This window comes from Pantoea sp. GD03673 (assembly GCF_029844725.1).
Taxonomy (GTDB): domain Bacteria; phylum Pseudomonadota; class Gammaproteobacteria; order Enterobacterales; family Enterobacteriaceae; genus Pantoea.
In genome coordinates this window covers 337,654-362,978 of sequence record NZ_JAOCKJ010000002.1, presented here as the reverse complement: position 1 = coordinate 362,978, position 25,325 = coordinate 337,654, and the positions used below count along the sequence as shown (strand labels likewise).

Here is a 25,325-nt window from a genome sequence, read left to right as displayed (position 1 = left end):
GTTATGTTATAAACGTATGCTTACTTTCTGATGCGAATCACCGGGGTTTCACCGACGGTGACCTGGCCAGACAGCTTAATCAATTCCTTGATTTCATCCATGTTGGAGATGACAACCGGCGTCAGGGTTGATTTCGCTTTCTCTTCCAGCAACGGCAGATCGAACTCGATAACCACGTCGCCTTTTTTGACCTTCTGGCCTTCTTCAGCGATGCGTTTGAAGCCTTCACCTTTCAGTTCAACCGTATCGATACCGAAGTGGACGAACAGCTCGATGCCGTTGTCTGATTCGATCGAAAAAGCGTGATTGGTTTCAAAAATCTTGCCGATAGTGCCATCAACAGGCGCAACCATTTTGTTGCCGCTGGGTTTGATCGCAATACCGTCGCCCACGATTTTTTCTGCAAACACCACATCTGGTACGTCTTCAATGTTCACGATTTCGCCTGACAGAGGCGCTACGATGTCGATTGTCCCAGCGCTATCCGTTTTTTCGCCAAAAAGTTTAGAAAACAAACCCATGATCTTCTCCTAAGCAGTAATTTGGGGCCAGCATCATGCAGATTAGCAGAGCGTTTTTTCCTTAATGAACTTGTTAACCAGGTTCATTAAGTCTTCCGCTGTCGGTTGAGCCAGTGCCTGCTCTGCCAATGCCTTCGCATCATCAAAATTAGTATTACGAATGATTTTCTTGATGCCAGGGATAGAAATGGCACTCATGCTGAACTCGTCCAGCCCCATTCCCAGTAACAGTAGTGTAGCACGTTCATCACCTGCCAGCTCACCACACATGCCGGTCCATTTACCTTCAGCGTGAGATGCATCAATGACTTGCTTGATTAAGTTAAGCACAGACGGCGTCATTGGGTTGTACAGGTGTGAGATCAAATCATTACCACGATCGACCGCCAGAGTATACTGCGTCAGATCGTTTGTCCCAATACTGAAGAAGTCGACTTCTTTCGCCAGATGATGAGCAATGACTGCGGAAGCCGGGGTCTCAACCATGATGCCAACTTCAATGCCTTCATCAAAGGCTTTACCTTCTTCACGCAACTGCGCTTTCAGCAGTTCAAGCTCCGCTTTCAGGCTGCGTACTTCTTCAACCGAAATGATCATCGGGAACATGATGCGAAGTTTACCGAAGGAGGAGGCGCGCAGAATGGCACGCAGCTGCGCATGCAGAATCTCTTTCCGGTCCATCGCGATACGGATTGCACGCCAGCCCAGGAACGGGTTCTCTTCTTTCGGCAGATTCATGTAAGGCAGGTCTTTGTCACCGCCGATGTCCATGGTACGCACGATAACTGCCTGTGAACCCATCGCTTCAGCGACAGCTTTATAGGCCTGGAACTGCTCTTCTTCACTGGGCAGTGAGTCACGATCCATGAACAGGAATTCGGTGCGGTAGAGACCCACACCTTCCGCGCCGTTACGCTCAGCACCGGCGATATCGCGCACAGTACCGATGTTGGCACAGACTTCAACCTGATGCCCATCCAGCGTGACGGCTGGCAGATCTTTCAGCTTGGCTAATTCATGTTTTTCGGACAGATACTGGTTCTGTACGGCTTTAAGTTCTTCCTGAATCGCTTCTGAAGGGTTGACGTGAATCGCATTGTTAACGCCATCCAGGATCAGGAAATCGCCGTTTTTAACCGTTACGGTCACTTTGCCGGTTCCGACAATGGCTGGGATTTCCAGCGAGCGCGCCATGATTGAGGTATGAGAGGTACGGCCACCCAGATCGGTGATAAAGCCCAGCACCTTTTTCAGGTTCAGCTGCGCGGTTTCTGACGGCGTTAAATCTTTTGCCACCAGAATGGATTCGTCAGGAATCGCGCTCAGGTCAACGATGTGCAGACCGAGGATGTTTTGCAGCAGGCGCTTACCGATGTCGCGCACGTCAGCCGCACGCTCTTTCAGGTATTCGTCATCTAACTCTTCCAGTGCTTTCGCCTGGCCATCAATGACTGAGTAAGCAGCAGCATCGGCAGAAGCGTGATCTTTTTTGATCAGGTCGATGATTTCCTGCTCCAGCTCTTCATCTTCCAGCAACATAATGTGGCCTTCGAAGATGGCTGCTTTCTCTTCACCGAGGGTTTCACCCGCTTTGACGCGAATCGCTTCCAGTTGTGAAGCCGCTTTGCTACGGCCATCGAGGAAGCGCTGAACTTCCTGCTCAACCTGGTCATCAGAAATTTTCTTGCGGTTGATGACGATCTCGTCTTCTTTCAGCAGCAGTGCTTTGCCGAAAGCGATACCTGGTGATGCTAAAATGCCTGAAATCATAACGCTACCTTTTAATCACGATGGCTGATGGGACTCTTTGCGGTGCCATTGTCGCGGGACACGTACTCTACGAAAGCAATAACGCGGACAGGTTGTCCGCGATCAAGATGTTTGCACTCAATGGCGCAGAGGAGTCGATTGGCTGGAGAGCTGAGCGGAGATTACTCCAGTTCAGCCATCAGTTTGACCAGATGCTCAACTGCTTTCTGCTCGTCTTCACCTTCCGCGGAAAGGGTCACAACCGTTCCCTGGGTTAAACCCAGTGTCTGCAGCTTGAACAGGCTTTTCGCGCTTGCTGATTTGCCGTTAGACGTCACAGTGATTTCTGACTGGAAAGCTTTGGCTTCTTTAACGAATTGCGCAGCTGGGCGAGTATGCAGACCGTTTGGTGCAGTAATGGTAACTTCTTGCTGGAACATTCTATTTCCCCAACGTTATCAGGATGAGTGTTATGGATCTAAAGTCTAGCCTGGAGCCTTCACTTTAGCCTGTGTAGGTGCGCGGGTATAGCTTCATGCTGACCAAAGACGCGCATGCGTCAAATCTACAATCCGTTGCGTCTCAAAACCGATTCTACACGTCACCGGTTAATTATGCCGTGATTCGCCGTTTCACTGAATCCGTAAATCGATTCAGCTTGATCCACTTCAAATGCGGATTAATTTCAGGCATCGAAATAATTGGCAGTCTAAATACCAGAGCGGCATCACTGAAATCAATCTGCCGGGTGACAAAAGTGAGATCTGCGCCACAAAAAAGCACCCAAACGGGTGCTTTTTTCAACATTTTCAGACTGTCGACCCGGACTACTGAAGCTCTTTTTCGGTGAAGAGATCGGCAAACAGGGCGGTGCTAAGATAGCGTTCGCCGGAAGAGGGAAGAATCACCACAATGTTCTTATTTGCGAATGCTTCGTCTTCCTGCAACTTCAGCGCCGCGGCAACGGCGGCACCGGATGAGATACCCGCCAGGATACCTTCCTCTTCCATCAGTTTACGCGCTGTACTGATCGCTTCTTCATTGGTGATTGCCACCACGCGGTCAACCAGGTTCAGCTCCAGGTTGCCCGGAATAAAGCCTGCGCCAATACCCTGAATCTTATGTGGGCCGGGTTTGATCTCTTCACCCGCCAGCGCCTGCGCAATGACCGGGGAATCCGTCGGCTCAACCGCGACGGTAATCAGATCTTTTTTACCTTTGGTGTTTTTGATGTAGCGGCTCACGCCGGTCAGCGTACCGCCGGTGCCGACACCCGCAATAAACACATCCACTTCGCCATCGGTGTCTTCCCAGATTTCCGGGCCGGTGGTCTTTTCATGGATTTCCGGGTTAGCCGGGTTGCTGAACTGCTGCAGCAGCACGTATTTGTCCGGATCGCTGGCAACAATCTCTTCCGCTTTGCCGATGGCACCTTTCATGCCTTTGGCACCTTCAGTCAGAACCAGGTTTGCGCCCAGGGCTTTCAGCAACTTACGGCGTTCCACCGACATGGTTTCCGGCATGGTCAGCGTGAGTTTATAACCGCGTGCAGCGGCCACGTATGCCAGAGCAATACCGGTGTTGCCGCTGGTGGGTTCAACCAGCTCAATGCCGGGTTTCAGAATACCGCGTTTCTCTGCGTCCCAAATCATATTGGCACCGATACGGCATTTAATGCTGAAGCTCGGGTTACGGGATTCAACTTTCGCAAGAATGCGGCCGTTACCGATGCGGTTCAGTCGAACCAGCGGCGTATGACCAATTGTCAAAGAGTTGTCTTCATAGATCTTACTCATAGCCTGCCCTTAACTGTATGAATTATTGGGAACCCTATGAGCATACCTGTTCTGCCTGGGTGCGGAAGGAAAGAAATCGTATATCTATATGTCACCCGGCAATAAGCCCTGCGAAAAAGAGCATAAGGCGCGCTGATGAGTTTAGCGCACCTCACTGCGTGCCAGTTGCTGACGGTAGCGATCGACCCACATGGCGGTAGCACCGCAGACGGCAACCGGCATAATCACCAGGTTCAGAATCGGAATCATGGTGAAAAGGCTGGTGAGTGCGCCAAACTGCATATTGGCCGTTTTGTGCCGACGCAGGGCGTTACGCATCTGCTGAAACGGCACCTTATGGTTGTCGAACGGGTAGTCGCAATACTGGATAGATAACATCCAGGCGCTGAAGAGGAACCACAGTACTGGCGCAACCGTCTGACCAAAGCCTGGGATGAAGTAGAGCAGCAGCAGGCCAAGAGCGCGGGGCAGGTAATAGCCCAGTTTTTGCAGCTCACGCTTCATGATGCGCGGCACATCTTTAATCATTCCAGCCCAGCCGCTGTCGGGCAGGGGCTTGCCTGTCAGGCGGCCTTCGAGCTGTTCGGCCAGCAGGCCACAGAATGGGGCGGCAATCAGGTTTGCCAGCGTCGAGAAGAAGTAGCTGAATACCAGCACAATCGCAATCACCGACAGCGGCCATAACAGATAGCTCAGCCACTGCAGCCAGTCGGGAATATGCGCCATCAGGCGGGGGATCCAGTCGCCCAGACGATAGAACAGCCAGATAAATGCGCCACCGAGCATCAGAATGTTAATCAGCAACGGCATGACGACAAAGCGGCGAATGCCAGGCAGACGGACCAGTTTCCAGCCCTGGCTAAAGTAGTGCATGCCGTTAAAATCTGAGACGGAATTCTCAAGGGCCATAAAGCCATTTCTCCTGAAAGTATTAGGGCGCGCCCACTATAACCTGGCTTTTTCTCCAGGCCAGGTGCCGTTTGGGTAAAAAAACAGCGAAAAAGCGTGGGTTGTCTATCTTATTTGTCAGAAAATAGTGCACAGACTTGCACTTGTGTAGCAGGGCAAATACAGTTAGAGGATAAAGTTTGCCGCGGTGGCAAGGTATTGGAACAACAGAGAATACAATGATGCAGGATTTGCGTCTGATATTAATCGTTGTTGGCGCGATCGCCATTATAGCGCTCCTTCTTCACGGGCTGTGGACCAGCCGTAAAGAGCGTTCGTCAGTGTTCCGCGATCGCCCGCACAAACGTCTGAAACAACGTGATGAACATGATGAGCAGGACCTGATTGACGACGAAGATGACGGCGTCGGCGAGGTTCGTGTTCGTTCTGAGCGCAGCACACATCAGGAACCGCGTTTCGATGAGATTCGCGCGCCACAGCCAGAAGCGCCGCGTAAGCAAGCGCCTGCTGAGCCTGTGCGTCAGCCTGCGCCACGACCCGCACCGCAACCTGAACCCGAAAGCGATCCGCTTTTCAATACGGCACCGAAGCCTGCTCCGCAGTCGCGCCCTGAACCGGCTCGTCAGCAGCCTGCGCCGACTTTTGTCGCGCCGCCAGTCCAGGCTGACCCGCTGCTGGATCTCGATCCGCTGGAATCGGTACAGCCTGTACCGCAGTACCAGGCAGAACCTGAGCCGCAGCCGCAGCCTGAAGTGGCACCTGCGCCAGCACAGCCTGCCGCGAAAGCACCTGCGGAAAAACCGAAAGAAGCGGTCCTGGTGCTGCATGTTGCGGCACATTCAGGCGGCGAACTGAACGGCGAGGCATTACTGCAGGGTATTCTGCAGGCGGGCTTCCAGTTTGGTGAAATGAACATTTTCCATCGTCATCTCAGTCCGGCCGGCAGTGGTCCTGTTCTGTTCAGTCTGGCTAACATGGTTAAGCCGGGCTCGTTCAACCCTGATCTGATGACCGATTTCAGCACGCCAGGCATCTCTATCTTTATGATGGTGCCGTCTTATGGTGATGCGAATCAGAACTTCAAACTGATGCTGCAGTCGGCACAGCGCATTGCTGATGACGTGGGTGGCGTAGTGCTGGATGACGAGCGCCGTATGATGACGCCTCAGAAGCTGGAAACTTACAAAGCGCGTATCCGCGATGTGGCTGGCGTCTGAAACCTGCGCTAACCGCTATCTGAATTGTTAAAACAAACCCCCGCCTGTCGGGGGTTTTTTATCTGATGGGGCTATATGAAATCCGTCCAGGATCACATCACCGAACTGCGCACCACGTTGCGCCATCATGAATATCTCTATCACGTCATGGATGCGCCGGAAGTGCCGGATGCCGAATACGATCGTCTGATGCGGGAACTGCGTCAGCTGGAAGAAGAACACCCCGATCTCATTACGCCGGACTCGCCAACGCAACGCGTAGGGGCTGCGCCGCTGACAGTATTCGAGCAGGTTCGTCACGAAGTCCCGATGCTGTCGCTGGATAACGCCTTCGATGAAGCCACGTTTATGGCCTTCAACAAGCGGGTGCAGGATCGGCTGAAAAGCAGCGATGACATTACCTATTGCTGTGAGCTCAAGCTTGATGGCGCGGCAGTCAGCCTGATGTATGAAAACGGCCTGCTGGTCCGGGCCGCGACGCGGGGCGATGGTACTACCGGCGAGAACATTACCGCCAACGTCCGCACCATCCGCGCTATTCCGCTGCGGCTTAAAGGCGACAACATTCCGGCCCGTCTGGAAGTGCGCGGCGAAATATTTATGACGCAGCGTGGTTTCGAAAAGCTGAATGAGGAAGCGCGACGCACGGACGGCAAAGTTTTCGCTAATCCGCGCAACGCAGCAGCAGGCTCTCTGCGCCAGCTGGATCCGCGCATTACCGCCAGACGTCCGCTGACCTTCTTCTGCTACGGTTTTGGCCTGCTGGAAGGCGGTGAGATGCCGCACAGTCATATGGGGCGTCTGCAACAGTTCAAAGCCTGGGGCCTGCCGGTCAGCGACCGCATCAAGCTGGTGCATAACGCCGAAGAAGCGCTGGCCTTCTATCGTGATGTTGAGCAGCTGCGTCCGCATCTTGGTTTTGATATTGATGGCGTCGTAATCAAAGTCGATTCACAGGCACTGCAGGAACAGCTGGGCTTTGTGGCGCGCGCACCGCGCTGGGCGATTGCCTTTAAATTCCCGGCACAGGAGCAACTGACCTGGGTGCGGGACGTCGAATTTCAGGTTGGTCGTACAGGGGCCATCACGCCGGTGGCTCGCCTTGAGCCAGTGCAGGTGGCGGGTGTTATCGTCAGCAATGCCACGCTGCATAATGCGGATGAGGTCGCGCGGCTGGGATTACGCATCGGGGATCGGGTCGTGATTCGTCGCGCCGGAGATGTGATCCCGCAGGTTGTCAACGTGGTGATCGCTGAGCGCCCTGAAGAGACGCGTGAAGTGGTCTTTCCTGCCCATTGTCCGGTCTGTGGGTCTGAGGTTGAACGGGTCGAAGGGGAGTCGGTCACGCGCTGCACCGGCGGGCTGATCTGCGGTGCGCAGCGCAAAGAAGCCCTTAAGCATTTTGTCTCGCGTCGGGCACTGGATGTTGACGGGATGGGCGATAAAATTATCGACCAGCTGGTGGAAAAAGAGTATGTGAGCACACCCGCCGATCTCTTCCGTCTTACGGCGGGCAAGCTGACCGGACTGGATCGCATGGGGCCGAAATCGGCGCAGAATGTTGTCGACGCGCTGGAGAAAGCAAAGTCGACCACGCTGGCACGTTTCATCTATGCGCTGGGTATTCGCGAAGTGGGTGAGGCGACCGCAGCCAATCTGGCCAACCATTTTGGTGAGCTGCAAAAGGTGATGGATGCCGATCATGAAGCCCTGATTGCCGTGCCGGACGTGGGCAAAGTGGTAGCCGAACACGTCCGCAACTTTATGGAAGAGGAGAGCAATCGTGAGGTCATCCGTCAGCTGACTGACGACATCGGCATTCACTGGCCGCAGGTGGTGGTGGTGAAAGCCGAAGAGATCGACAGTCCGTTCGCCGGTAAAACGGTGGTGCTGACCGGCTCGCTGTCTCAGATGAACCGTGACGATGCCAAAGCGCAGCTGATCGCTCTGGGCGCAAAAGTCAGCGGCAGCGTATCGAAGAAAACCGATCTGCTGATTGCGGGCGAAGCGGCGGGTTCAAAGCTGGCAAAAGCGCAGGAGCTTGGCATAGACGTGATTGATGAAGCGGAAATGATCCGTCTGCTGGGTGCCTGAGATGGATGAGCATCAGCTGGTGGCGATAGCCAATACGGCTATGCCGTTTGGCAAATATAAGGGGCGGATGCTGATCGATCTGCCCGAGCCGTATCTGCTCTGGTTTGCCCGCAGTGGTGACTTCCCGTCCGGCCAGCTGGGTGACCTGATGCAACTGACCCTGACAATAAAAACAGAGGGTCTGGAGAGTTTAATTAAGCCGCTCCAGACCCGTAAATAACGCTGCCCGCGCAGGCGGGCAACGCGTTTACTTCTGTGACTCCATCACTGAAGCTTTAACTTCCAGAGCCTGCTGCTTCTCATTGGTCCTCTTGTAGCGTCCGGCAATAAACGAGCAGATCATCAGCTGCACCTGATGGAAAATCATCAGTGGCAGCACAATAATTCCCACCGTACTGGCCGGGAAAAGAATATTTGCCATCGGCACGCCATTCGCCAGACTCTTCTTCGAGCCACAAAACAGCACCACAATTTCATCGGCGCGTTTAAAGCGGAACAGACGTGAGGCCAGCAGATTGATGATCAGCACGGCGGCCAGCAGGATGATGGAGCCTGCCACAATCCACAGCAGCGTCTTCAATCCAACGCGGTGCCAGATGCCGTTAACTACCGCTTCACTGAAGGCAGAATAGACCACCAGCAGAATCGATGTCTGGTCAGTTTTGCCAATCAGGCTGCGGTGTTTCTCAACCCATCCCCCGATCCAGCGACGTGAAAGGTGACCCAGAATGAAGGGCACCATCAGTTGCAGCATAATCTTACCGATCTGCTCCAGACCATCGCTCGGCGCGCTGCTATGAATATCCATCACCAGGTTAACCAGCAACGGCGAAATGAAAACACCCAGCAGGCTGGATGCTGAGGCGCTGCACACCGCTGCGGCCACGTTACCGCCCGCCATTGAGGTAAACGCGATGGCCGACTGGACGGTAGCTGGCAGGATGCAGAGGTAAATAAAGCCGGTATAAATTTCCGGGCTGACATCGACCGGGTGCCACCAGACCAGCAGCAGTCCCAGCGCCGGAAACAGAACAAAGGTGCTGAACATAATCCACAGATGCAGCTGCCAGTGACTGCTGCCTGCGATGATCTTTTCACGCGAAAGCTTGGCACCGTGCATAAAGAACAGCAGTGCTATCGCAGCCGTGGCAAGGTAACTGAAGATATCAACGTAGATCCCTTTCGCAGGCAGAAAAGAGGCCAGCAGCACGGTGATGATCAGTTTGACCATCATCGGATCGAGTTTTAAAAAGCCCATTGTTAAAATCCGGTAAATTTTTCAATAGCGCGATTGTGCGTGAAACAGGTTTAGAAATAAAATTGATTTATTGAATGAATCTATGAGCATAATCGATGAATTATACCCTGCGTCAGCTTCGTACCTTTATTGCCGTGGCTCACTACGGGAGTTTCAGTCAGGCGGGGCAGGCGATTGGTCTGAGTCAGTCGGCGGTCAGTCACAGCATTAAAGAACTGGAAGCAGAAACCGGCGTGCGGTTGCTGGACAGAACGACCCGTGAGGTGATGCTGACCGAGGCGGGAAAACAGCTGGCATCACGCATGGAGCGTCTGCTGGAGGAGATTCATACCACACTGCTGGATATCCGCAGTTTTGGCGAGCAGCGCAGTGGCACCGTCAGAGTTGCTGCCAGCCAGACCATTTCCGCGCATCTGATGCCGCAATGTCTGGCCGCAAGTCAGCATCATTTCCCCGATATCAAAGTGATCCTGCACGATCGTGCCCAGCAGTGGGTGCTGCAAAGTGTGCGTAATGCCGAAGTGGACTTTGGCATTGTGATTGGGCCGCTTACCGATAGCGATTTCGACAGCATCGCCATTCTGGATGAACCTTTCCTGCTGTTATGCCGTGATGACGATCCGCTGGCACAGGTGGAAAGGGCTGAATGGTCGATGCTGGATGGCCGTACCCTGGTGTTACAGGATTACGCATCCGGCAGTCGGGTGCTTATTGATGCGGCAATGCAGCAGCAGAACATCAGGGCTGACGTGGTGCAGGAAATTGGTCATCCCGCCACGCTGTTTCCGATGGTACAGGTGGGGATTGGTATCAGTATTCTGCCCGCGCTGGCGTTACCGTTACCGGCGGATCGCGCACTCACGGTGCGGCGTCTTTACCCGGAAATCAATCGCAGCCTGACGCTGATTAAACGTAAAAACCGCTCTCTGACTCCGGCTGCCGAAGCCATCTGGCAGGAGGTTCGCCAGCAGGCGACGCTGCTGGCGAAACAACGCGAGGTAAAACCCGCGTTTTAGATGTAAACGTCAACTTTGTTGGTATCGGTAGGGCGGTTAATGCCGTCTGCTTTGATCTCACTGACTGGCGTGCTGTCACTTTTGGGCTGATCCTGCTCAGCCTGCTTCTGTTCCAGCTGCGCAATCTGCGCCTGCAGCATAGTGATTTGTGACTGATACATCTGCTGCATTTCAGCCTTCTGTTCGTCAGTCAGTTCTTTGTTGTCGGCCAGCTCTTTGACCTGTGTTAAGACATTCTGAATCTGTTTATTCAGCGCCGCGACCTGCGAGGCCACGCTGCCGCCGCCGCTGTCACCGCTACTCACCGCACTGCTTAAAATGCTGGAAATTGAAGACATCATTTTTCTCCCTGTAAGTTGTCAGATACGTTATCGGCACGGGATTAAACGACTTGAGAGGGCAAAACGCTAAGGTGGCGAAAAGGCGGGAAGGATCCAGTACATCAGCAAAGGGCGGCTGCGGCCTTGCTCACGCTTAATCTCATACAGCAGAAACGAAAAAAGCGCCTTAAAGGCGCTTTATTCTGAATTGGTGGGTCGTGCAGGATTCGAACCTGCGACCAATTGATTAAAAGTCAACTGCTCTACCAACTGAGCTAACGACCCGAAGTGGTGGGTGATGACGGGTTCGAACCGCCGACCCCCTCCTTGTAAGGGAGATGCTCTACCAACTGAGCTAATCACCCACTTCGTACTTCGATACTGCTAACAGGCAAGATATGGTGGGTGATGACGGGTTCGAACCGCCGACCCCCTCCTTGTAAGGGAGATGCTCTACCAACTGAGCTAATCACCCATATCTTCATACCTGTTCACTGCGGGCACCCGGTTAAGAGTGGTGGGTGATGACGGGTTCGAACCGCCGACCCCCTCCTTGTAAGGGAGATGCTCTACCAACTGAGCTAATCACCCCCGCTGTGTGGAGTCGCATTATAGGGATAGTTGATTTTGAGTCAACGCTTTTTAAAACATAAATGTGCGTTCGGTTTATTTTTAAACATCCTGTCGCGCTTTTAGCCAATATGCTGGTTTTACTGGCAGAAAAGCGCCTTTTCCCGGAAGGCAACTGGCGGGCATGCATTGAGGATTCACCGTCAGATGCTAGAATGTGCCCACTGTTTTTTCGCGTCTAACCTGTTTTTTGTCATCCAGACACAAAACCCGCGCATCTAAGGCACTACTCAATGAAAATCAAAACACGCTTCGCGCCCAGCCCGACCGGCTATCTGCATGTCGGTGGCGCTCGTACCGCACTTTATTCCTGGCTCTTTGCCCGTCACAACCAGGGCGAGTTCGTACTGCGCATTGAAGATACCGATCTGGAGCGCTCCACGCCGGAGGCTATCGAGGCCATTATGGATGGCATGAACTGGCTGAGCCTCGACTGGAATGAAGGCCCTTACTACCAGACTAAACGTTTTGATCGCTACAACGCGGTCATTGATGAAATGCTGGAAGCGGGCACCGCCTACAAATGCTACTGCTCTAAAGAGCGTCTGGAAGCCCTGCGTGAAGAGCAGATGGCGAACAACGAAAAGCCGCGTTATGACGGCCGCTGCCGCGACAGCCATGAACATCATGCTGATGATGAGCCGTGCGTGGTACGTTTCCGCAATCCACAGGACGGTTCGGTTATCTTTGACGACCAGATCCGTGGCCCGATTGAGTTCAGTAATCAGGAGCTGGATGATCTGATCATCCGCCGCACCGATGGTTCCCCAACCTACAACTTCTGTGTCGTTGTGGATGACTGGGATATGGGCATCACCCACGTTATTCGCGGTGAAGACCACATCAACAACACACCACGTCAGATCAACATCCTTAAAGCGATTGGCGCACAGGTTCCGGTCTATGCCCACGTTTCAATGATTCTGGGCGATGATGGCAAAAAGCTGTCCAAGCGTCATGGCGCGGTAGGGGTGATGCAGTATCGTGATGATGGCTACCTGCCAGAAGCGCTGCTCAACTATCTGGTTCGTCTGGGCTGGTCACATGGCGATCAGGAAATTTTCAGCGTGCCCGAAATGGCTGAGCTGTTTACCCTGGATGCCGTCAGCAAGTCTGCCAGTGCCTTTAACACCGAGAAACTGCAGTGGCTGAACCATCATTACATCAATACGCTGCCGCCAGAATATGTGGCGACTCATCTGCAATGGCATATTGAAGAGCAGAAAATTGATACCCGCACCGGGCCGGAACTGGCGAAGCTGGTTGGTCTGCTGGGCGAGCGCTGTAAAACGCTGAAAGAGATGGCTGCATCCTGCCGCTACTTCTATGAAGATTTTGCTGAGTTTGATGCTGATGCCGCGAAGAAACATCTTCGTCCGGTGGCGCGTCAGCCGCTGGAAGTGGTGCGCGACAAGCTGGCTGCCATCAGTGAGTGGACTGCTGAAAATGTCCATCAGGCGATTCAGAGCACCGCAGATGAACTGGACGTCGGGATGGGTAAAGTAGGTATGCCGCTGCGTGTGGCTGTGACCGGTGCCGGTCAGTCACCGGGTCTGGATGTTACCGTTGAAGCAATTGGCCGCAGCCGCAGTGTGGCACGTATTGAGCAGGCACTGGCCTTTATCAGTGAGCGTGAAGCGCAGGCTTAATCAACACAGCCGGAAGCGTCACGCTTCCGGTTACTTTACTCTTCGCCAATTCCAAGCCGCTGCATTACGCCCTTAATCCCTTCCCGTAAGATTAACGCGGTGAACTGATCCTGTTCATTCTGACTCATTTGCTGGACAGAACTTATCAATAACGCAGGTAACGAATTAGCCACTGCTCCATAGGTTGCTGCGGGCTCATTGAGATTGCGTGTTGACTGAATAAAACTTTTTACGCGTTCATCAATATGGATCAGACGCGCCTTACCGCCTTGTACACCGGGCTTTGGCGTTGTTGTCCAGTTCTCTCGCTTGATCCATTTATTCACCGTTTGCCGACTGTAACCCGTTTCTGCAGCCAGCTCTTCGGGAGTAAGCCATTCCTTTTTCACGATGCTATCCCTGTTAAATACATTAGCGGTACATATTACAGCAAAACGTTACGGGGGAAAGTAACTGAGGCTGAAATTGCCTTTTGTCTTTTGACAAAAGGCAAAACAGGATTACTGCGGGTTGCTGGCAGGTTCTGCGGCAGGGCGGAAGGCAAGGAAGTAGGCCAGACCGACGAAGACGGCACCACCCACGGCATTGCCCATAAACACGGCAACAAAGTTAGGGAGATACTCTGCCCAGCTCATCTGACCGGCAAAAATGGCGGCCGGAATAATGAACATGTTGGCGACGACGTGCTGGAAGCCAATGGCAACAAACGCCATAACCGGGAACCACATGCCAAAGATCTTGCCGACAACATCTTTACTGGCAAAGGCCAGCCACACCGCCAGACAAACCAGCCAGTTACAGCCAATGCCTGAAATAAAGGCGTGCAGAAAATCGGCATGGACTTTTGCAGAGGCGATAGCAACGGTCTTTTTCAGGTAATCGCCTTCGGTCATGCCCAGCATATGGCCAAAGAACCAGGCCACGGCTACGCTGCCGAGGAAGTTCGCCAGCGTCACCCAGAACCAGTTCCGCGCCACGCTCATAAAGCTGATGCGGCGAGCGAACCAGGCGACAGGGAGGGTCATCATATTCCCGGTCAGCAGCTCACCCCCTGCCAGCACGGTCATGATAATACCCACCGGGAAGACAGCGGCACCTAGCAGGCCACCAAATGAGCCCCATTCAGCGGGCAGGGTGTTGATTACGTGAAGATCCAGCAGGAAGCCGGTCGCAATAAATGCGCCCGCCATAAAGCCAAGAATCAGAAGGATGCTGACAGGCGCACGGCTTTTTGCCACGCCTGACTGGATCGCCAGTTGTGCGATTTCTTTAGGTGTATGCAGCGACATAGTATCTCAATAGTTTTTTTAGGATTAATGTGACGATAACGCCTGGTGGACGCGTGGTGTACGGGAGAGGGTCCCGGTCACCACTAAATTAGCGGGCTAAGTTTTGCACGCGAAAAAGACGAAGACAAGAAAATTCCTATAACATATTTAACCGGGAATTAACCTGACGGCAGACTGAATAACAGTTAAAAAACGGTCCTGCCGCAACAGACACGATTTTCAGCTGCAGCATGCTGCTGAAACTTCGCAGGTTGCCGCCTTTTTCAGCGATCAAACAGAGAATGTCATTTTGCCGTTGACACCCCGGAGGCGGTTTCATATTATGCCGTCCGTCGCTTAACGCGACAGTTTTTCGGTTCGGGGCTATAGCTCAGCTGGGAGAGCGCCTGCATGGCATGCAGGAGGTCAGCGGTTCGATCCCGCTTAGCTCCACCAAACTTCTTCCCAAAAGTTTGGTACTGAAAAACGATTCCAGATGTGGGGGTATAGCTCAGCTGGGAGAGCGCTTGCATGGCATGCAAGAGGTCAGCGGTTCGATCCCGCTTATCTCCACCATTTTCTGACAGCATCGTTGTCAAAATCCTTTCTGTTTTACCTGTTCCTTTGTCCCTGCATAATTACGTTTTGCCCTTCACGCGGCTACACGCACATGCGTTTGTAACCCGGCTCCTGTGGCGTATATGACGCTGTTTACAGGGCGTGTCGCGCACTGCCGCAAGGCAGACGTCATGCAGGTGTGTGAGGGAAGAGGCAAAGCGGGAGAAGGGAAGCAGGGCAGGAACAAACCGGAAAGAAAAGGGCGAGACCAGCTCGCCCTTTCGTACGTAAACCTGTGCTTAGAACGCCAGAACCAGACCGGCGATAGCGGCGGAGAGCACGCTGACCAGCGTAGAGCCGTACAGCAGCTTCAGGCCAAAGCGGGAAACCACGTTACCCTGTTCTTCGTTCAGACCTTTAATCGCACCGGCTACGATGCCGATAGAAGAGAAGTTGGCGAACGACACGAGGAAGACGGAGAGAATACCTTCTGAGTTTGGCGACAACTGACCCGCGATTTTCTGCAGATCCATCATGGCAACAAACTCATTCGATACCAGCTTGGTCGCCATAATGCTGCCGACCTGCAACGCTTCGCCAGACGGTACACCCATCATCCAGGCAAACGGATAGAAGACAAAACCGAGAACGCCCTGGAAGGTGATGCCGAAAATCAGATCAAACAGCGCATTCAGACCTGAAATCAGCGCGATAAAACCAATCAGCATGGCGGCAACGATAATCGCGACGCGGAAACCGGCCAGGATATATTCGCCCAGCATCTCAAAGAAGCTCTGACCTTTATGCAGATCCTGCAACTGAAGGTCTTCTTCATTCTCAACGCGGTAAGGGTTGATCAGCGACAGCACAATAAAGGTGCTGAACATATTGAGCACCAGCGCCGCGACAACATATTTCGGCTGCAGCATGGTCATGTAGGCACCGACGATAGACATCGAAACGGTGGACATCGCCGTCGCGGCCATGGTGTACATGCGGCGTTGTGACATCTTGCCCAGGATATCTTTATAGGCGATGAAGTTTTCTGACTGTCCCAGTATCAGAGAACTTACGGCGTTGAAAGATTCCAGTTTTCCCATGCCATTGATCTTCGACAGCACAGTACCGATACCGCGGATAACCCACGGCAGGATACGGAAATGCTGCAGAATACCGATCAGAGCAGAGATAAAGACGATTGGGCACAGCACATTAAGGAAGAAGAAGGCCAGGCCTTTATCGCTCATGTTGCCGAACACAAAGTTGGTTCCCTGGGCAGCATACTTCAGCAGATGGTCGAAGAAGCCCGCGAAGCCTTTGACGAAACCCAGTCCCGCTTCTGAGTTCAGGAAGAACCAGGCGAGCACAATTTCAATCACCAGTAGCTGTACAATGTAGCGAATGCGAATGCTTTTACGATCGTGACTGACCAGCAAGGAAAGTATCCCGACCACCACCAGTGCTAAAAGAAATTGCAAAATATGGGACATAGTTGCTCCAAATTTGAGGAGGATTGTATTTTGTTGCGTATTCTATGTAACGCGTTACTTAAAAACGAGATCTGAACCACAATATAAGTATTCGCTATCGCTATATTTTCCAGAAAAGTTCCAGAGATCACGTCCTGTTTACAAATCATTCACGCCAGATAACCCTATACTTATTGTCTATATTTCACACAAAGCGTAGAGTGACACTCTTGCTCACATTTTTAGCAATCACTTCCTTTACTGTAATGTATAGCAATGGCTATACTTTATAGCAGCATCTATTACATCGATAACAATAAACGAATTTCACTTGCACATGCTAACCCCTAAGCTTGTGGGGCAGGCAAATGTTCAGACAGGGTACCGGATATGTTTGAGAGTCGTACCGCCGGGCGCGCCGCTCGCGGAGTCAGAAAAGTCAAACTCGCACTGCTGGGCCCCGCCTTTATTGCCGCTATCGGCTATATCGATCCGGGCAACTTTGCGACCAATATTCAGGCGGGCGCTGCGTACGGTTATAAATTGCTGTGGGTGGTGGTGTGGGCCAACATCATGGCCATGCTCATTCAGCTGATGTCAGCCAAGCTGGGCATTGCCACGGGTAAAAATCTCGCTGAACACATCCGCGACCGCTTTCCCCGGCCCGCCGTCTGGTTTTACTGGGTGCAGGCAGAAATTATTGCGATGGCCACCGATCTCGCCGAGTTTATCGGCGCGGCGCTGGGCTTTAAATTGTTGCTCGGCATCTCTCTGATGCAGGGCGCGGTGCTGACCGGCATCGCCACGTTCCTGATATTAATGTTACAGAGCCGTGGTCAAAAGCCGCTGGAGCGGGTCATTGGCGGACTGCTGCTGTTTGTGGCGGCAGCCTATATCGTCGAACTCTTCTTTTCTCAGCCCAACGTCAAAGAGCTGGTTATCGGCATGGCGATGCCCGCGTTACCGACGTCGGATGCCGTCTTCCTGGCGGCGGGTGTGCTGGGGGCGACCATTATGCCGCACGTGATTTATCTGCACTCCGCGCTGACGCAGGGCAAAAGCGAGGACAGCAAAAGCCAGCGCTACTCCTCAACCAAGCTGGATGTGGCGATTGCCATGACCATTGCCGGATTCGTTAACCTGGCGATGATGGCGACGGCGGCAGCGGCCTTCCACTTCAGCGGCCACAGCAAAATCGCTGAACTGGATCAGGCCTATCTGACGCTGCAACCCCTGTTAGGTCAGGCGGCGGCAATCGTATTTGGTCTGAGCCTGGTGGCCGCTGGTTTATCCTCGACGGTGGTCGGTACGCTCGCGGGGCAGGTGGTGATGCAGGGCTTTATTCATTTTCATATTCCGCTCTGGGTGCGTCGTACGGTCACTATGCTGCCTTCCTTTATTGTGATCTGGGCAGGCTGGGATCCAACGCGGGTTCTGGTGATGAGCCAGGTGCTGTTGAGCTTCGGTATCGCACTGGCGCTGATCCCGCTGCTCTCCTTTACCGGCAACCGCGAGCTGATGGGCGAGGATATGGTGAACTCGCGTCTGATGCAGAACACCGGACGCCTGATTGTGCTGCTGGTAATTGCGCTGAATCTTTACCTGCTGGTGGGCGAAGCGCTGGGGCTGTAGCGGTCCAGGAAAACAAAAAACGCCCGGTTCTGCCGGGCGTTTTGATTAGTGGCGATCGTGTCCATGATGGCCGGGACCACCCGGGCCAAAGCCGTGCGGGCCAGGCCCGGGACGGTCATGATGAGCCCAGCCGCGATCGCGGTCGCGGCGATGCTGGTGCTCCCAGCGGCGTTCGCGGTCGCGTTCATGCCAGCGACGTTCACGCTCCCACTGCTTATGACGCCGCCACTCTTCATGTCGCCACCAGCGGCGTTCGTTGTAGGAGTAACGGTCATTCCACCAGCGCGGTTCACGCCAGCGACCGCCATCCCAGTAATAACCGCGATTATCGCGATCGCCCAGATTCAGCGTGACGCCGGGGGCCAGAGTAATAGAGGCACTGGAGGCCAGGGCTGTGTGGCTTGCCATTGGCGACATCAGGGCCAGCAGGGCAGCAAAAATAAGGGCTCTTTTCATTTTCTTCTCCTCATCAACAGTCTGATGCTGTTGCGGCGCAGTGATTATGCCTGCGTATTGCTGTTGTTACCGCATCATTGTGTCGGAAGATTGTGAGGAAATTGGGGAGAGAACGGGGATTGAGACTATTCTGGCGAAGAAAACGCCCGGCGATCAGTGCCGGGCACTAAACCGTTACAGCAGGGCAGCGTTAATCGCCGCTAATTCGGTATCGCTGAACTGACGACGCGCGAGCATCGCTACCGCGTCATCAATCTGGGCTGTTTTACTGGCACCAATCAGCACCGAGGTGACGCGATCATCGCGCAGCACCCACGCCAGCGCCATCTGCGCCAGTTTCTGCTCGCGCTGCTGAGCAATAACGTTCAGCCTGCGAACCTTCTCCATCTTTTCATCCGTCAGCTGGTTTTCAGTCAGGAATTTGCTGCCGCTGGCGGCACGCGAATCGTCGGGGATGCCCTGCAGATAGCGATCGGTGAGCACGCCGCCCGCCAGCGGAGAAAAGGCGATACAGCCGACGCCCGCATCGCCCAGGGTCTGAATCAGCCCCTGTTCTGGTGTACGTTCAAACATTGAATAGCGCGGCTGGTGAATCAGACACGGGGTACCGAGATCGCGCAGGATAGCGATCGCTTCGGCAGCAAGATCGGCCGGATAGTTAGACAGCGCAGCGTAAAGCGCTTTGCCCTGGCGCACCACATGATCCAGCGCGCGCATTGTCTCTTCGAGCGGCGTTTCCGGATCGGGGCGGTGATGATAGAAAATATCCACATACTCCAGCCCCATCCGCTTCAGGCTCTGATCCAGGCTGGCGACCAGATACTTACGCGAACCCCAGTCGCCATACGGCCCCTGCCACATGGTATAGCCTGCTTTGGTGGAGATAATCAGCTCGTCACGATGGGCACGAAAATCTTCCCGCAGAATACGACCGAAATTCTCTTCCGCTGAGCCCGGTGGCGGACCGTAATTGTTCGCTAAATCGAAGTGGGTAATGCCGAGATCAAATGCGTGGCGCAGCAATGCACGGCTATTATCGACCCGGGTGCTGTCACCAAAGTTATGCCACAGGCCCAGCGAGATAGCGGGCAGTTTAATGCCGCTGCGGCCGCTGCGACGGTATTCCATCTGTTGATAGCGATCGGGATGAGGGAAAGAGGACATTCAGCGCTCCTGAGTAAAAACGGGGATATGTGCCAAAAGTCTATCAGTGTATACGGTTACACTCAGTGACAGCGCGCAGCAGTTCGCATTTTTACAGAATAATCTGCCAGCGTAACGCCGACTTTCCAGCCTTTACGGCTGGTGAAAAGCGCGACCTTTCTCGCTAATTTCAACCGCTGTCAGATACTTAACCCGACTCTTCCCTGAAAGGAATGCGCAATGTCCACATTTACCGTTGGAGATTACCTGCTGACCCGTCTGCAGGAGATTGGTGTAAAGCATCTGTTTGGCGTACCGGGCGACTATAACCTGCAGTTTCTTGACCGGGTCATCGCTCACCCGGAAATCAGCTGGGTTGGCTGTGCCAATGAGCTTAATGCAGCCTATGCGGCAGACGGCTATGCACGCTGCAGCGGCGTGGGGGCGCTGTTAACCACCTTCGGTGTTGGCGAACTCAGCGCGATTAACGGCATTGCGGGCAGTTATGCTGAATATCTGCCGGTGATCCACATTGTCGGTGCGCCTGCAACGTCAGCACAACGTCAGGGTGACTGCGTTCACCATTCGCTGGGCGATGGCGATTTCCAGCATTTTATTCGTATGGCCGCCGAAGTCAGCGCGGCAACGGCACAGCTCACGGCTGACAATGCCACTGCTGAGATTGACCGGGTAATTGAGCAGGCGCTGCAGGCCCGTCGTCCCGGTTACCTGTCGCTGGCCGTGGATGTGGCTGCCCTGGAAGTACAGCCCCCTGCGCGGCCCCTGAACAGCCATCAATCCTCTTCGCCCGATGCACGCCGCGCTTTCCGCGACGCGGCGGCGCGGTTACTGGCACCGGCAGAGCGCGTGTCACTGCTGGCTGATTTTCTGGCCCTGCGCTGGCAGCAGCAGTCTGCCCTGGCCGCGCTGCGTAAACAGTGCGCGATTCCCTGTGCCAGCCTGCTGATGGGCAAAGGCGTACTGGATGAGCAGCAGCCGGGGTTTACAGGAACCTATGCCGGTGAAGCCAGCGCCGATCAGGTATGCGGACAGATTGAGCAGGTGGATGTGGCGATCTGCGTCGGGGTACGTTTCACCGACACCATTACCGCAGGGTTCACGCAGCAGTTTGCTCCTGAACGGCTGATCGATCTGCAACCTTTCAGTGCCAGCGTGGGCGGCGAAGATTTCTCGCCATTGTCGATGGCAGATGCGCTCAGCGAACTGCAACCGCTGTTTGAACGTTATGGCCAGCAGTGGCAAACCGCCATCACGCCGCCAGCAGTGCAACCGGCAGAACCGGCGGCCGTAATCAGCCAGCATGCTTTCTGGCAGGCGATGCAGGCATTTCTGCAACCTGGCGACCTGATTCTGGCGGAGCAGGGGACAGCCGCATTTGGTGCCGCCGCGTTGCGTCTGCCCGCGCAGGCGCAGCTGGTGGTTCAGCCATTATGGGGATCAATCGGCTATACTCTTCCCGCAGCGTTTGGCGCGCAGACGGCTGACCCCGATCGCCGGGTTATCCTGATTATCGGAGACGGTTCGGCGCAGCTGACGATCCAGGAACTGGGTTCAATGTTGCGCGATGAGCAGCGACTGATTATCTTTTTGCTGAATAATGAAGGTTATACCGTTGAACGGGCGATTCATGGCGCAACACAACGTTATAATGATATTGCCCAGTGGAACTGGACGGCCTTACCGCATGCTCTGAGCCTGAAGAGTCAGGCGCAGAGCTGGCGCATCAGTGAGACCGTGCAGCTGGACGAGGTAATGGCGCGACTTTCAGCGCCTCAATGGCTGTCGCTGGTTGAGGTGGTCATGCAGAAAGAGGATTTGCCGCCACTGCTACGAAAAGTCACCGCCTGCCTGAATCAACGCAACGGCGGCTAAGATTCAGATAGTTGCCGCTGTGCAGGGTGGACTATCGCGGTTAGGCTGTAGCACACCTGAGAAGACGCTCACCAATCGCACCGGTGAGCGTTGTTGTTTTATGGGCAGAAATTTATAGTGTCCTCCAACTCTTAAGACCCCAAGCGGAGCAACAGAAGAATGACAACCTATGCCTTGGTCGGCGATGTCGGCGGTACTAACGCACGCCTCGCCCTGTGTGAGGTGGAAAGCGGCAGCATCACCCAGGCCAAAACATTCTCAACATCAGAATACGACAGCCTCGAAGCCGTCATCCGCCACTATCTTGATGAACAACAGCAGGATGTTAAAGATGGCTGTATTGCTATCGCCTGCCCGATTACCGATGACTGGGTTGAAATGACCAACCATGACTGGGCGTTTTCCACGCGCAAGCTCAAAGAGAACATCGGTTTTGAACACCTGGAAATCATTAACGACTTTACCGCGGTCTCAATGGCGATCCCGATGCTGACCGCCGACAACGTGATTCAGTTTGGCGGCACAGCGCCGGTAAAAGATAAGCCTATTGCGATTTATGGTGCCGGTACCGGATTAGGCGTCAGCCATCTGGTCCACGTGGACAAGCGCTGGGTCAGCCTGCCGGGCGAGGGCGGTCATGTTGACTTCGCTGCCAACAGCGAAGAGGAAGATCAGATTCTGGAAGTGCTGCGCGAAGAGCTGGGCCATGTCTCAGCGGAGCGTGTCCTGTCGGGTGCCGGTCTGGTTAACCTCTATCGTGCGATTGTTAAAGTGGACAATCGCGTGCCGGAAAACCTGAAGCCTAAAGATGTCAGTCAGCGTGCGCTGGATGACAGCTGCATCGACTGCCGTCGCGCGCTGTCCATGTTCTGCGTCATCATGGGCCGTTTCGGTGGCAATCTGGCATTGAACCTTGGCACTTTTGGTGGCGTTTACATTGCGGGCGGCATCGTGCCACGCTTCCTGGAGTTCTTTAAGGCGTCCGGTTTCCGTGCCGCTTTTGAAGACAAAGGCCGCTTCCGCGACTATGTTGCCAGCATCCCGGTTTATATGATCACGCACGATCAGCCTGGCCTGCTGGGCGCAGGCGCGCATCTGCGTCAGACGCTGGGTCGCATCCTCTGATTAAGTTTCACCTCGCGCACTGCCATGCTGTGCGCGATCGATTTTCCCGACCGGCCTGCTGATGCGGGCCGGGCTCGGGAAATCACCGCCTGCTTTTTCCCTCTCCAGATCCATACCTGAACAGTCCGTTTCCGCCCTGTGCTACAGGCGCATCAGCTGTCGAAACTGTTTCACTTTGCTGCGGCTCACCGGCACCTGAAACTCAAGATCGCGCAGTTTCAGCAGATAGGTGTTGTTGAACCACGGCTCAATTTCGCGGATCTTGCTGAGGCTGACGCAGTACGAGCGATGGCAGCGGAAGAACTGCTGCTCCGGCAGACGTGAACAGAACTCGGTAATGTTCATCGACATCACGTAAGCCTCGCGACGGGTATAAACAAACGTCAGTTTCTCATGCGCCTCAACGTAGTAAATATCATTCACATCCGTAACGATAATGCGCTCATCTTTAATCAGGTTAACCGTCTGCGGTGCGGGCGTGGCGCTAAGATGGCTGACCGCCTGCTGCGCCTGGGCCGTGGCTTCCAGCTTGTTCAGCATGGTGACAATCCGCGACTCCTGATAGGGCTTGAGAATGTAGTCAAACGCTTCCAGCTCAAACGCCTCTACCGCATGTTCTTTCCACGCGGTAATAAAGACAATCAGCGGTTTATGAGCAAACTGATGGATATTCTGTGCCAGCAGCATGCCATCCAGTGAGGGGATATTGATGTCGAGGAAAATCACATCAACCCGATGCTGTTGCAGGTATTTCAGCACGTCGAGACCGTCATCAAAGCAGGCTTCAATCTCAATTTTGCTGTGATGCTGAATCATCCAGCTCAGCTCCTGCTGCGCCAGGAATTCATCTTCCACAATAATGGCTTTCATAACAGATTCTCCGCCAGGCGCTGGCCATGCTTACTCAGCGTAAAGGAAATCTCGGTGCCCGGCTGATGCCGCACAATGTTCAGTCCCTGACCCGACAGGAGTGTTACCCGATGATGCACATTGAGCAGGCCGATTTTATTACCGGGCATCTCGTTGCGCGCCACCCGCGCCACAACGTCGTCACTGATGCCCTGTCCGGTGTCCCGTACTGCGATCCGCACCTGATCGCCCAGATCCCGGACGCTCAGCGTCACCACGCCTTTGCCTTTACAGGGCTGGATACCGTGCACAATGGCGTTCTCCACCAGCGGCTGGATGAGCAGACTCGGCAGCAGAAAATGGAGATCGTCATCGACGTCATAAATCATGGTCAGCTTATCGCCAAACCGCGCCTGCTCAATGGCGATGTAATCTTTCACCTGCCACAGCTCTTTACGAATATCGATCAGCTCATCGTCGTTCAGTTCCAGGTTGTAGCGCAGGTAGCGTGACAGGTTAATCACCAGCTGGCGTGCGGTATCGGGATTAAGCCGGATAGAAGAGGAGATGGCATTCAGCGCGTTGAACAGGAAATGAGGATTTATTTTACTTTGCAGCGCCCGCAGTTCCGCTTTATTGGCCATTTCACGCAGCTGCTCGGCGCGGGACACTTCAAGCTGGGTTGAGATGATTTGTGACAGGCCGATTGCCATTTCCTTCAGCGAGCCGGTAATACGGTGCGCGCGACGATAGTAGATTTTCAGCGTGCCGGTGACTTTGCCTTTTTCCCACAGCGGGATGACGATCATCGAATGGATGTCTTTGGTGCGGTGCGCTTCATCGTTGTTCTTAATGATGATTTTACCGCTGGCAATTGACTGTGCGGTGGTGGGGCTGATGCCATCATCCCCATGCTCATAGTTGTGTTCGCCATAACCGACGTAGGCCAGAATCTGTTTTTTGTCGGTCATCGCCACCGCATCGGCTTTGATCTCCCGCCGGATAATGTCACAGATGTTGCGCAGCGAGTCGCTGTTCACCTGACGAAACAGCGGCAGCGTTTTATTGGCGATCTCCAGCGCCAGCTTGGCCTGGCGGGCGGCAATCGCCTCTTTCTCACCCTCAACGCTTTGCACCAGCAACACAATAATACCGATGCTGGAAGCCCCCAGGATCATCGGCAGGGCAATCTCCGACACAATCGCCAGCCCGAGTGAGGCAGGGCGCGCCCACAAAACGATCAGCAACATCGTCAGGGCCTCACACAGCATGCCGCCGACGATACCGGCGCGCCAGCGATGCTCTTTCAGCACCCGGCGGTTAATACCGCCCGCGACGATACCGGCAATGATGCTGGTAATCAGACAGGGCACAGAGGTTACACCGTGAATATCGATCAGAAAGCGGTGCAGGCCCGCGATCACCCCGGTGGCGATCCCGACCCAGGGCCCGAACAGAATGCCGCCCGCCATCACGGCGATGACCCGCACATTCAGCAGCGAACCGTCAACATTGACTCCCGACCAGGTACTGAAGAGCGCAAACAGCGAAAAGATGGCGGTTACCGCTATTTTCTCCCCACGGGTGTGTTCATCTTTTTGCAGCAGCTGACGAAACGGGCGGGTGCGCGTCAGGAAGAACAGGCATATCAACATCAGGGCGGCGCGATCAAATACTGCCAGTAACATCGTGAAGTGGGAGGACACAGGCGGCTCGTCGACAAGGGAACGTGACCCTATGATAAAAAATGTGATCGCGAACCGCTAGCTTCCC

General features: G+C 54.2%; 22 protein-coding genes and 6 tRNA genes. 10 read left to right on the top strand and 18 right to left on the bottom strand.

Annotation, left to right across the window (positions count from 1 at the left end; all coding sequences use genetic code 11):
* Window positions 1–20: 20 nt before the first annotated feature.
* From crr to cysZ, 5 genes are all read right to left on the bottom strand, one after another.
* A complete protein-coding gene (gene crr / locus N5J69_RS04985) occupies window positions 21–521 on the bottom strand; it encodes a PTS glucose transporter subunit IIA (RefSeq protein WP_008926530.1) in 501 nt (166 codons plus the stop codon).
* Between the two features lie 42 nt (window positions 522–563).
* On the bottom strand, window positions 564–2,291 hold the full coding sequence (ptsI, locus tag N5J69_RS04980; protein WP_279768461.1) for a phosphoenolpyruvate-protein phosphotransferase PtsI: 1,728 nt from the start codon (window positions 2,289–2,291) through the stop codon (window positions 564–566).
* Window positions 2,292–2,452: 161 nt separating this feature from the next.
* On the bottom strand, window positions 2,453–2,710 hold the full coding sequence (gene ptsH / locus N5J69_RS04975; RefSeq protein WP_003848868.1) for a phosphocarrier protein Hpr: 258 nt from the start codon (window positions 2,708–2,710) through the stop codon (window positions 2,453–2,455).
* Window positions 2,711–3,097: 387 nt separating this feature from the next.
* Entirely contained in the window at window positions 3,098–4,066 is a 969-nt protein-coding gene (cysK, locus tag N5J69_RS04970; protein ID WP_279768459.1) for a cysteine synthase A, read from the bottom strand.
* A gap of 141 nt (window positions 4,067–4,207) precedes the next feature.
* On the bottom strand, window positions 4,208–4,975 hold the full coding sequence (gene cysZ, locus N5J69_RS04965; protein WP_279768458.1) for a sulfate transporter CysZ: 768 nt from the start codon (window positions 4,973–4,975) through the stop codon (window positions 4,208–4,210).
* Between the two features lie 218 nt (window positions 4,976–5,193).
* Here cysZ and zipA point away from each other — a divergent pair, with 218 nt between their 5' ends.
* The 3 genes from zipA (at window position 5,194) to N5J69_RS04950 (ending at window position 8,506) form a co-directional block, all read left to right on the top strand.
* Window positions 5,194–6,192, top strand: a complete 999-nt coding sequence (gene zipA / locus N5J69_RS04960) for a cell division protein ZipA (RefSeq protein ID WP_279768457.1) — start codon at window positions 5,194–5,196, stop codon at window positions 6,190–6,192.
* Window positions 6,193–6,267: 75 nt separating this feature from the next.
* Complete coding sequence (gene ligA, locus N5J69_RS04955; RefSeq protein WP_279768456.1) at window positions 6,268–8,286, top strand: NAD-dependent DNA ligase LigA; 2,019 nt, start codon at window positions 6,268–6,270, stop codon at window positions 8,284–8,286.
* A 1-nt stretch (window position 8,287) separates the two neighbouring features.
* Window positions 8,288–8,506 (top strand): DUF3820 family protein, encoded by a 219-nt coding sequence (locus tag N5J69_RS04950; protein ID WP_279768455.1) that lies wholly within the window; start codon window positions 8,288–8,290, stop codon window positions 8,504–8,506.
* A gap of 27 nt (window positions 8,507–8,533) precedes the next feature.
* Here the strand turns inward: N5J69_RS04950 and N5J69_RS04945 are convergent, their stop codons facing one another.
* Window positions 8,534–9,544 (bottom strand): bile acid:sodium symporter family protein, encoded by a 1,011-nt coding sequence (locus N5J69_RS04945; protein ID WP_279768453.1) that lies wholly within the window; start codon window positions 9,542–9,544, stop codon window positions 8,534–8,536.
* 95 nt (window positions 9,545–9,639) lie between these two features.
* Between N5J69_RS04945 and N5J69_RS04940 the strand changes: the two genes are divergently transcribed.
* The gene (locus N5J69_RS04940; protein ID WP_279768451.1) at window positions 9,640–10,560 is read left to right on the top strand and encodes a LysR family transcriptional regulator; all 921 of its coding nucleotides are present in this window, start codon (window positions 9,640–9,642) and stop codon (window positions 10,558–10,560) included.
* Here the strand turns inward: N5J69_RS04940 and N5J69_RS04935 are convergent.
* The 5 genes from N5J69_RS04935 to N5J69_RS04915 form a co-directional block, all read right to left on the bottom strand.
* Entirely contained in the window at window positions 10,557–10,898 is a 342-nt protein-coding gene (locus tag N5J69_RS04935) for a FlxA-like family protein (RefSeq protein ID WP_279768716.1), read from the bottom strand. The two genes, N5J69_RS04940 and N5J69_RS04935, sit on opposite strands and share 4 nt — an antisense overlap.
* Before the next feature lie 191 nt (window positions 10,899–11,089).
* Window positions 11,090–11,165, bottom strand: a tRNA-Lys gene (locus N5J69_RS04930).
* A 4-nt stretch (window positions 11,166–11,169) separates the two neighbouring features.
* Window positions 11,170–11,245, bottom strand: a tRNA-Val gene (locus tag N5J69_RS04925).
* 34 nt (window positions 11,246–11,279) lie between these two features.
* Window positions 11,280–11,355 (bottom strand) — tRNA-Val (locus tag N5J69_RS04920).
* 40 nt (window positions 11,356–11,395) lie between these two features.
* Window positions 11,396–11,471 (bottom strand) — tRNA-Val (locus N5J69_RS04915).
* A 272-nt stretch (window positions 11,472–11,743) separates the two neighbouring features.
* Here N5J69_RS04915 and gltX point away from each other — a divergent pair.
* On the top strand, window positions 11,744–13,159 hold the full coding sequence (gene gltX, locus N5J69_RS04910; RefSeq protein WP_279768449.1) for a glutamate--tRNA ligase: 1,416 nt from the start codon (window positions 11,744–11,746) through the stop codon (window positions 13,157–13,159).
* A 35-nt stretch (window positions 13,160–13,194) separates the two neighbouring features.
* On the opposite strand, the gene N5J69_RS04905 is transcribed toward gltX, so the two are convergent.
* Window positions 13,195–13,548, bottom strand: a complete 354-nt coding sequence (locus N5J69_RS04905; RefSeq protein WP_279768448.1) for a YfeC-like transcriptional regulator — start codon at window positions 13,546–13,548, stop codon at window positions 13,195–13,197.
* Between the two features lie 111 nt (window positions 13,549–13,659).
* Window positions 13,660–14,448, bottom strand: a complete 789-nt coding sequence (locus N5J69_RS04900) for a formate/nitrite transporter family protein (protein ID WP_279768447.1) — start codon at window positions 14,446–14,448, stop codon at window positions 13,660–13,662.
* Between the two features lie 359 nt (window positions 14,449–14,807).
* Between N5J69_RS04900 and N5J69_RS04895 the strand changes: the two genes are divergently transcribed.
* Both N5J69_RS04895 and N5J69_RS04890 read left to right on the top strand, forming a co-directional pair.
* Window positions 14,808–14,883, top strand: a tRNA-Ala gene (locus N5J69_RS04895).
* Between the two features lie 44 nt (window positions 14,884–14,927).
* A tRNA-Ala gene (locus N5J69_RS04890) sits at window positions 14,928–15,003 on the top strand.
* Between the two features lie 281 nt (window positions 15,004–15,284).
* Here N5J69_RS04890 and N5J69_RS04885 read toward each other — a convergent pair.
* Window positions 15,285–16,475, bottom strand: a complete 1,191-nt coding sequence (locus N5J69_RS04885) for a NupC/NupG family nucleoside CNT transporter (protein WP_279768446.1) — start codon at window positions 16,473–16,475, stop codon at window positions 15,285–15,287.
* 369 nt (window positions 16,476–16,844) lie between these two features.
* Between N5J69_RS04885 and N5J69_RS04880 the strand changes: the two genes are divergently transcribed.
* Window positions 16,845–18,086, top strand: coding sequence for an Nramp family divalent metal transporter (locus N5J69_RS04880; protein ID WP_279768445.1), 1,242 nt, complete (start codon window positions 16,845–16,847; stop codon window positions 18,084–18,086).
* Between the two features lie 45 nt (window positions 18,087–18,131).
* On the opposite strand, the gene N5J69_RS04875 is transcribed toward N5J69_RS04880, so the two are convergent.
* Window positions 18,132–18,542 (bottom strand): DUF2502 domain-containing protein, encoded by a 411-nt coding sequence (locus N5J69_RS04875; RefSeq protein WP_279768444.1) that lies wholly within the window; start codon window positions 18,540–18,542, stop codon window positions 18,132–18,134.
* A gap of 174 nt (window positions 18,543–18,716) precedes the next feature.
* Complete coding sequence (mgrA, locus tag N5J69_RS04870) at window positions 18,717–19,706, bottom strand: L-glyceraldehyde 3-phosphate reductase (protein WP_279768443.1); 990 nt, start codon at window positions 19,704–19,706, stop codon at window positions 18,717–18,719.
* Window positions 19,707–19,925: 219 nt separating this feature from the next.
* Between mgrA and ipdC the strand changes: the two genes are divergently transcribed.
* The gene (gene ipdC, locus N5J69_RS04865; RefSeq protein WP_279768442.1) at window positions 19,926–21,578 is read left to right on the top strand and encodes an indolepyruvate decarboxylase; all 1,653 of its coding nucleotides are present in this window, start codon (window positions 19,926–19,928) and stop codon (window positions 21,576–21,578) included.
* Between the two features lie 159 nt (window positions 21,579–21,737).
* Window positions 21,738–22,703: a glucokinase gene (gene glk / locus N5J69_RS04860; protein ID WP_279768440.1), complete on the top strand. Its 966-nt coding sequence runs from the start codon at window positions 21,738–21,740 to the stop codon at window positions 22,701–22,703.
* 141 nt (window positions 22,704–22,844) lie between these two features.
* Here glk and N5J69_RS04855 read toward each other — a convergent pair whose 3' ends face one another.
* Together N5J69_RS04855 and N5J69_RS04850 are read right to left on the bottom strand one after the other, a co-directional pair.
* Window positions 22,845–23,573 carry a LytTR family DNA-binding domain-containing protein gene (locus N5J69_RS04855; protein ID WP_279768439.1) on the bottom strand — a complete coding sequence of 243 codons (729 nt, stop codon included), beginning with the start codon at window positions 23,571–23,573 and terminating at the stop codon, window positions 22,845–22,847.
* A complete protein-coding gene (locus N5J69_RS04850; RefSeq protein ID WP_279768714.1) occupies window positions 23,570–25,240 on the bottom strand; it encodes a sensor histidine kinase in 1,671 nt (556 codons plus the stop codon). Before N5J69_RS04850 ends, N5J69_RS04855 begins: the two co-directional genes overlap by 4 nt.
* Window positions 25,241–25,325 lie beyond the last annotated feature (85 nt).

What these genes read in the sequence shown, in the direction of transcription:
- N5J69_RS04875 (WP_279768444.1), bottom strand. Translation starts at nt 18,542, where the DNA reads ATGAAAAGAGCCCTTATTTTTGCTGCCCTGCTGGCCCTGATGTCGCCA.
- N5J69_RS04850 (WP_279768714.1), bottom strand. Translation starts at nt 25,240, where the DNA reads ATGTTACTGGCAGTATTTGATCGCGCCGCCCTGATGTTGATATGCCTG.
- N5J69_RS04885 (WP_279768446.1), bottom strand. Translation starts at nt 16,475, where the DNA reads ATGTCCCATATTTTGCAATTTCTTTTAGCACTGGTGGTGGTCGGGATA.
- N5J69_RS04940 (WP_279768451.1), top strand. Translation starts at nt 9,640, where the DNA reads ATGAATTATACCCTGCGTCAGCTTCGTACCTTTATTGCCGTGGCTCAC.
- N5J69_RS04900 (WP_279768447.1), bottom strand. Translation starts at nt 14,448, where the DNA reads ATGTCGCTGCATACACCTAAAGAAATCGCACAACTGGCGATCCAGTCA.
- ligA (WP_279768456.1), top strand. Translation starts at nt 6,268, where the DNA reads ATGAAATCCGTCCAGGATCACATCACCGAACTGCGCACCACGTTGCGC.
- cysK (WP_279768459.1), bottom strand. Translation starts at nt 4,066, where the DNA reads ATGAGTAAGATCTATGAAGACAACTCTTTGACAATTGGTCATACGCCG.
- zipA (WP_279768457.1), top strand. Translation starts at nt 5,194, where the DNA reads ATGATGCAGGATTTGCGTCTGATATTAATCGTTGTTGGCGCGATCGCC.
- mgrA (WP_279768443.1), bottom strand. Translation starts at nt 19,706, where the DNA reads ATGTCCTCTTTCCCTCATCCCGATCGCTATCAACAGATGGAATACCGT.
- cysZ (WP_279768458.1), bottom strand. Translation starts at nt 4,975, where the DNA reads ATGGCCCTTGAGAATTCCGTCTCAGATTTTAACGGCATGCACTACTTT.
- N5J69_RS04880 (WP_279768445.1), top strand. Translation starts at nt 16,845, where the DNA reads ATGTTTGAGAGTCGTACCGCCGGGCGCGCCGCTCGCGGAGTCAGAAAA.
- N5J69_RS04855 (WP_279768439.1), bottom strand. Translation starts at nt 23,573, where the DNA reads ATGAAAGCCATTATTGTGGAAGATGAATTCCTGGCGCAGCAGGAGCTG.
- glk (WP_279768440.1), top strand. Translation starts at nt 21,738, where the DNA reads ATGACAACCTATGCCTTGGTCGGCGATGTCGGCGGTACTAACGCACGC.
- crr (WP_008926530.1), bottom strand. Translation starts at nt 521, where the DNA reads ATGGGTTTGTTTTCTAAACTTTTTGGCGAAAAAACGGATAGCGCTGGG.
- N5J69_RS04935 (WP_279768716.1), bottom strand. Translation starts at nt 10,898, where the DNA reads ATGTCTTCAATTTCCAGCATTTTAAGCAGTGCGGTGAGTAGCGGTGAC.
- ptsH (WP_003848868.1), bottom strand. Translation starts at nt 2,710, where the DNA reads ATGTTCCAGCAAGAAGTTACCATTACTGCACCAAACGGTCTGCATACT.
- ptsI (WP_279768461.1), bottom strand. Translation starts at nt 2,291, where the DNA reads ATGATTTCAGGCATTTTAGCATCACCAGGTATCGCTTTCGGCAAAGCA.
- N5J69_RS04950 (WP_279768455.1), top strand. Translation starts at nt 8,288, where the DNA reads ATGGATGAGCATCAGCTGGTGGCGATAGCCAATACGGCTATGCCGTTT.
- N5J69_RS04945 (WP_279768453.1), bottom strand. Translation starts at nt 9,544, where the DNA reads ATGGGCTTTTTAAAACTCGATCCGATGATGGTCAAACTGATCATCACC.
- gltX (WP_279768449.1), top strand. Translation starts at nt 11,744, where the DNA reads ATGAAAATCAAAACACGCTTCGCGCCCAGCCCGACCGGCTATCTGCAT.
- ipdC (WP_279768442.1), top strand. Translation starts at nt 19,926, where the DNA reads ATGTCCACATTTACCGTTGGAGATTACCTGCTGACCCGTCTGCAGGAG.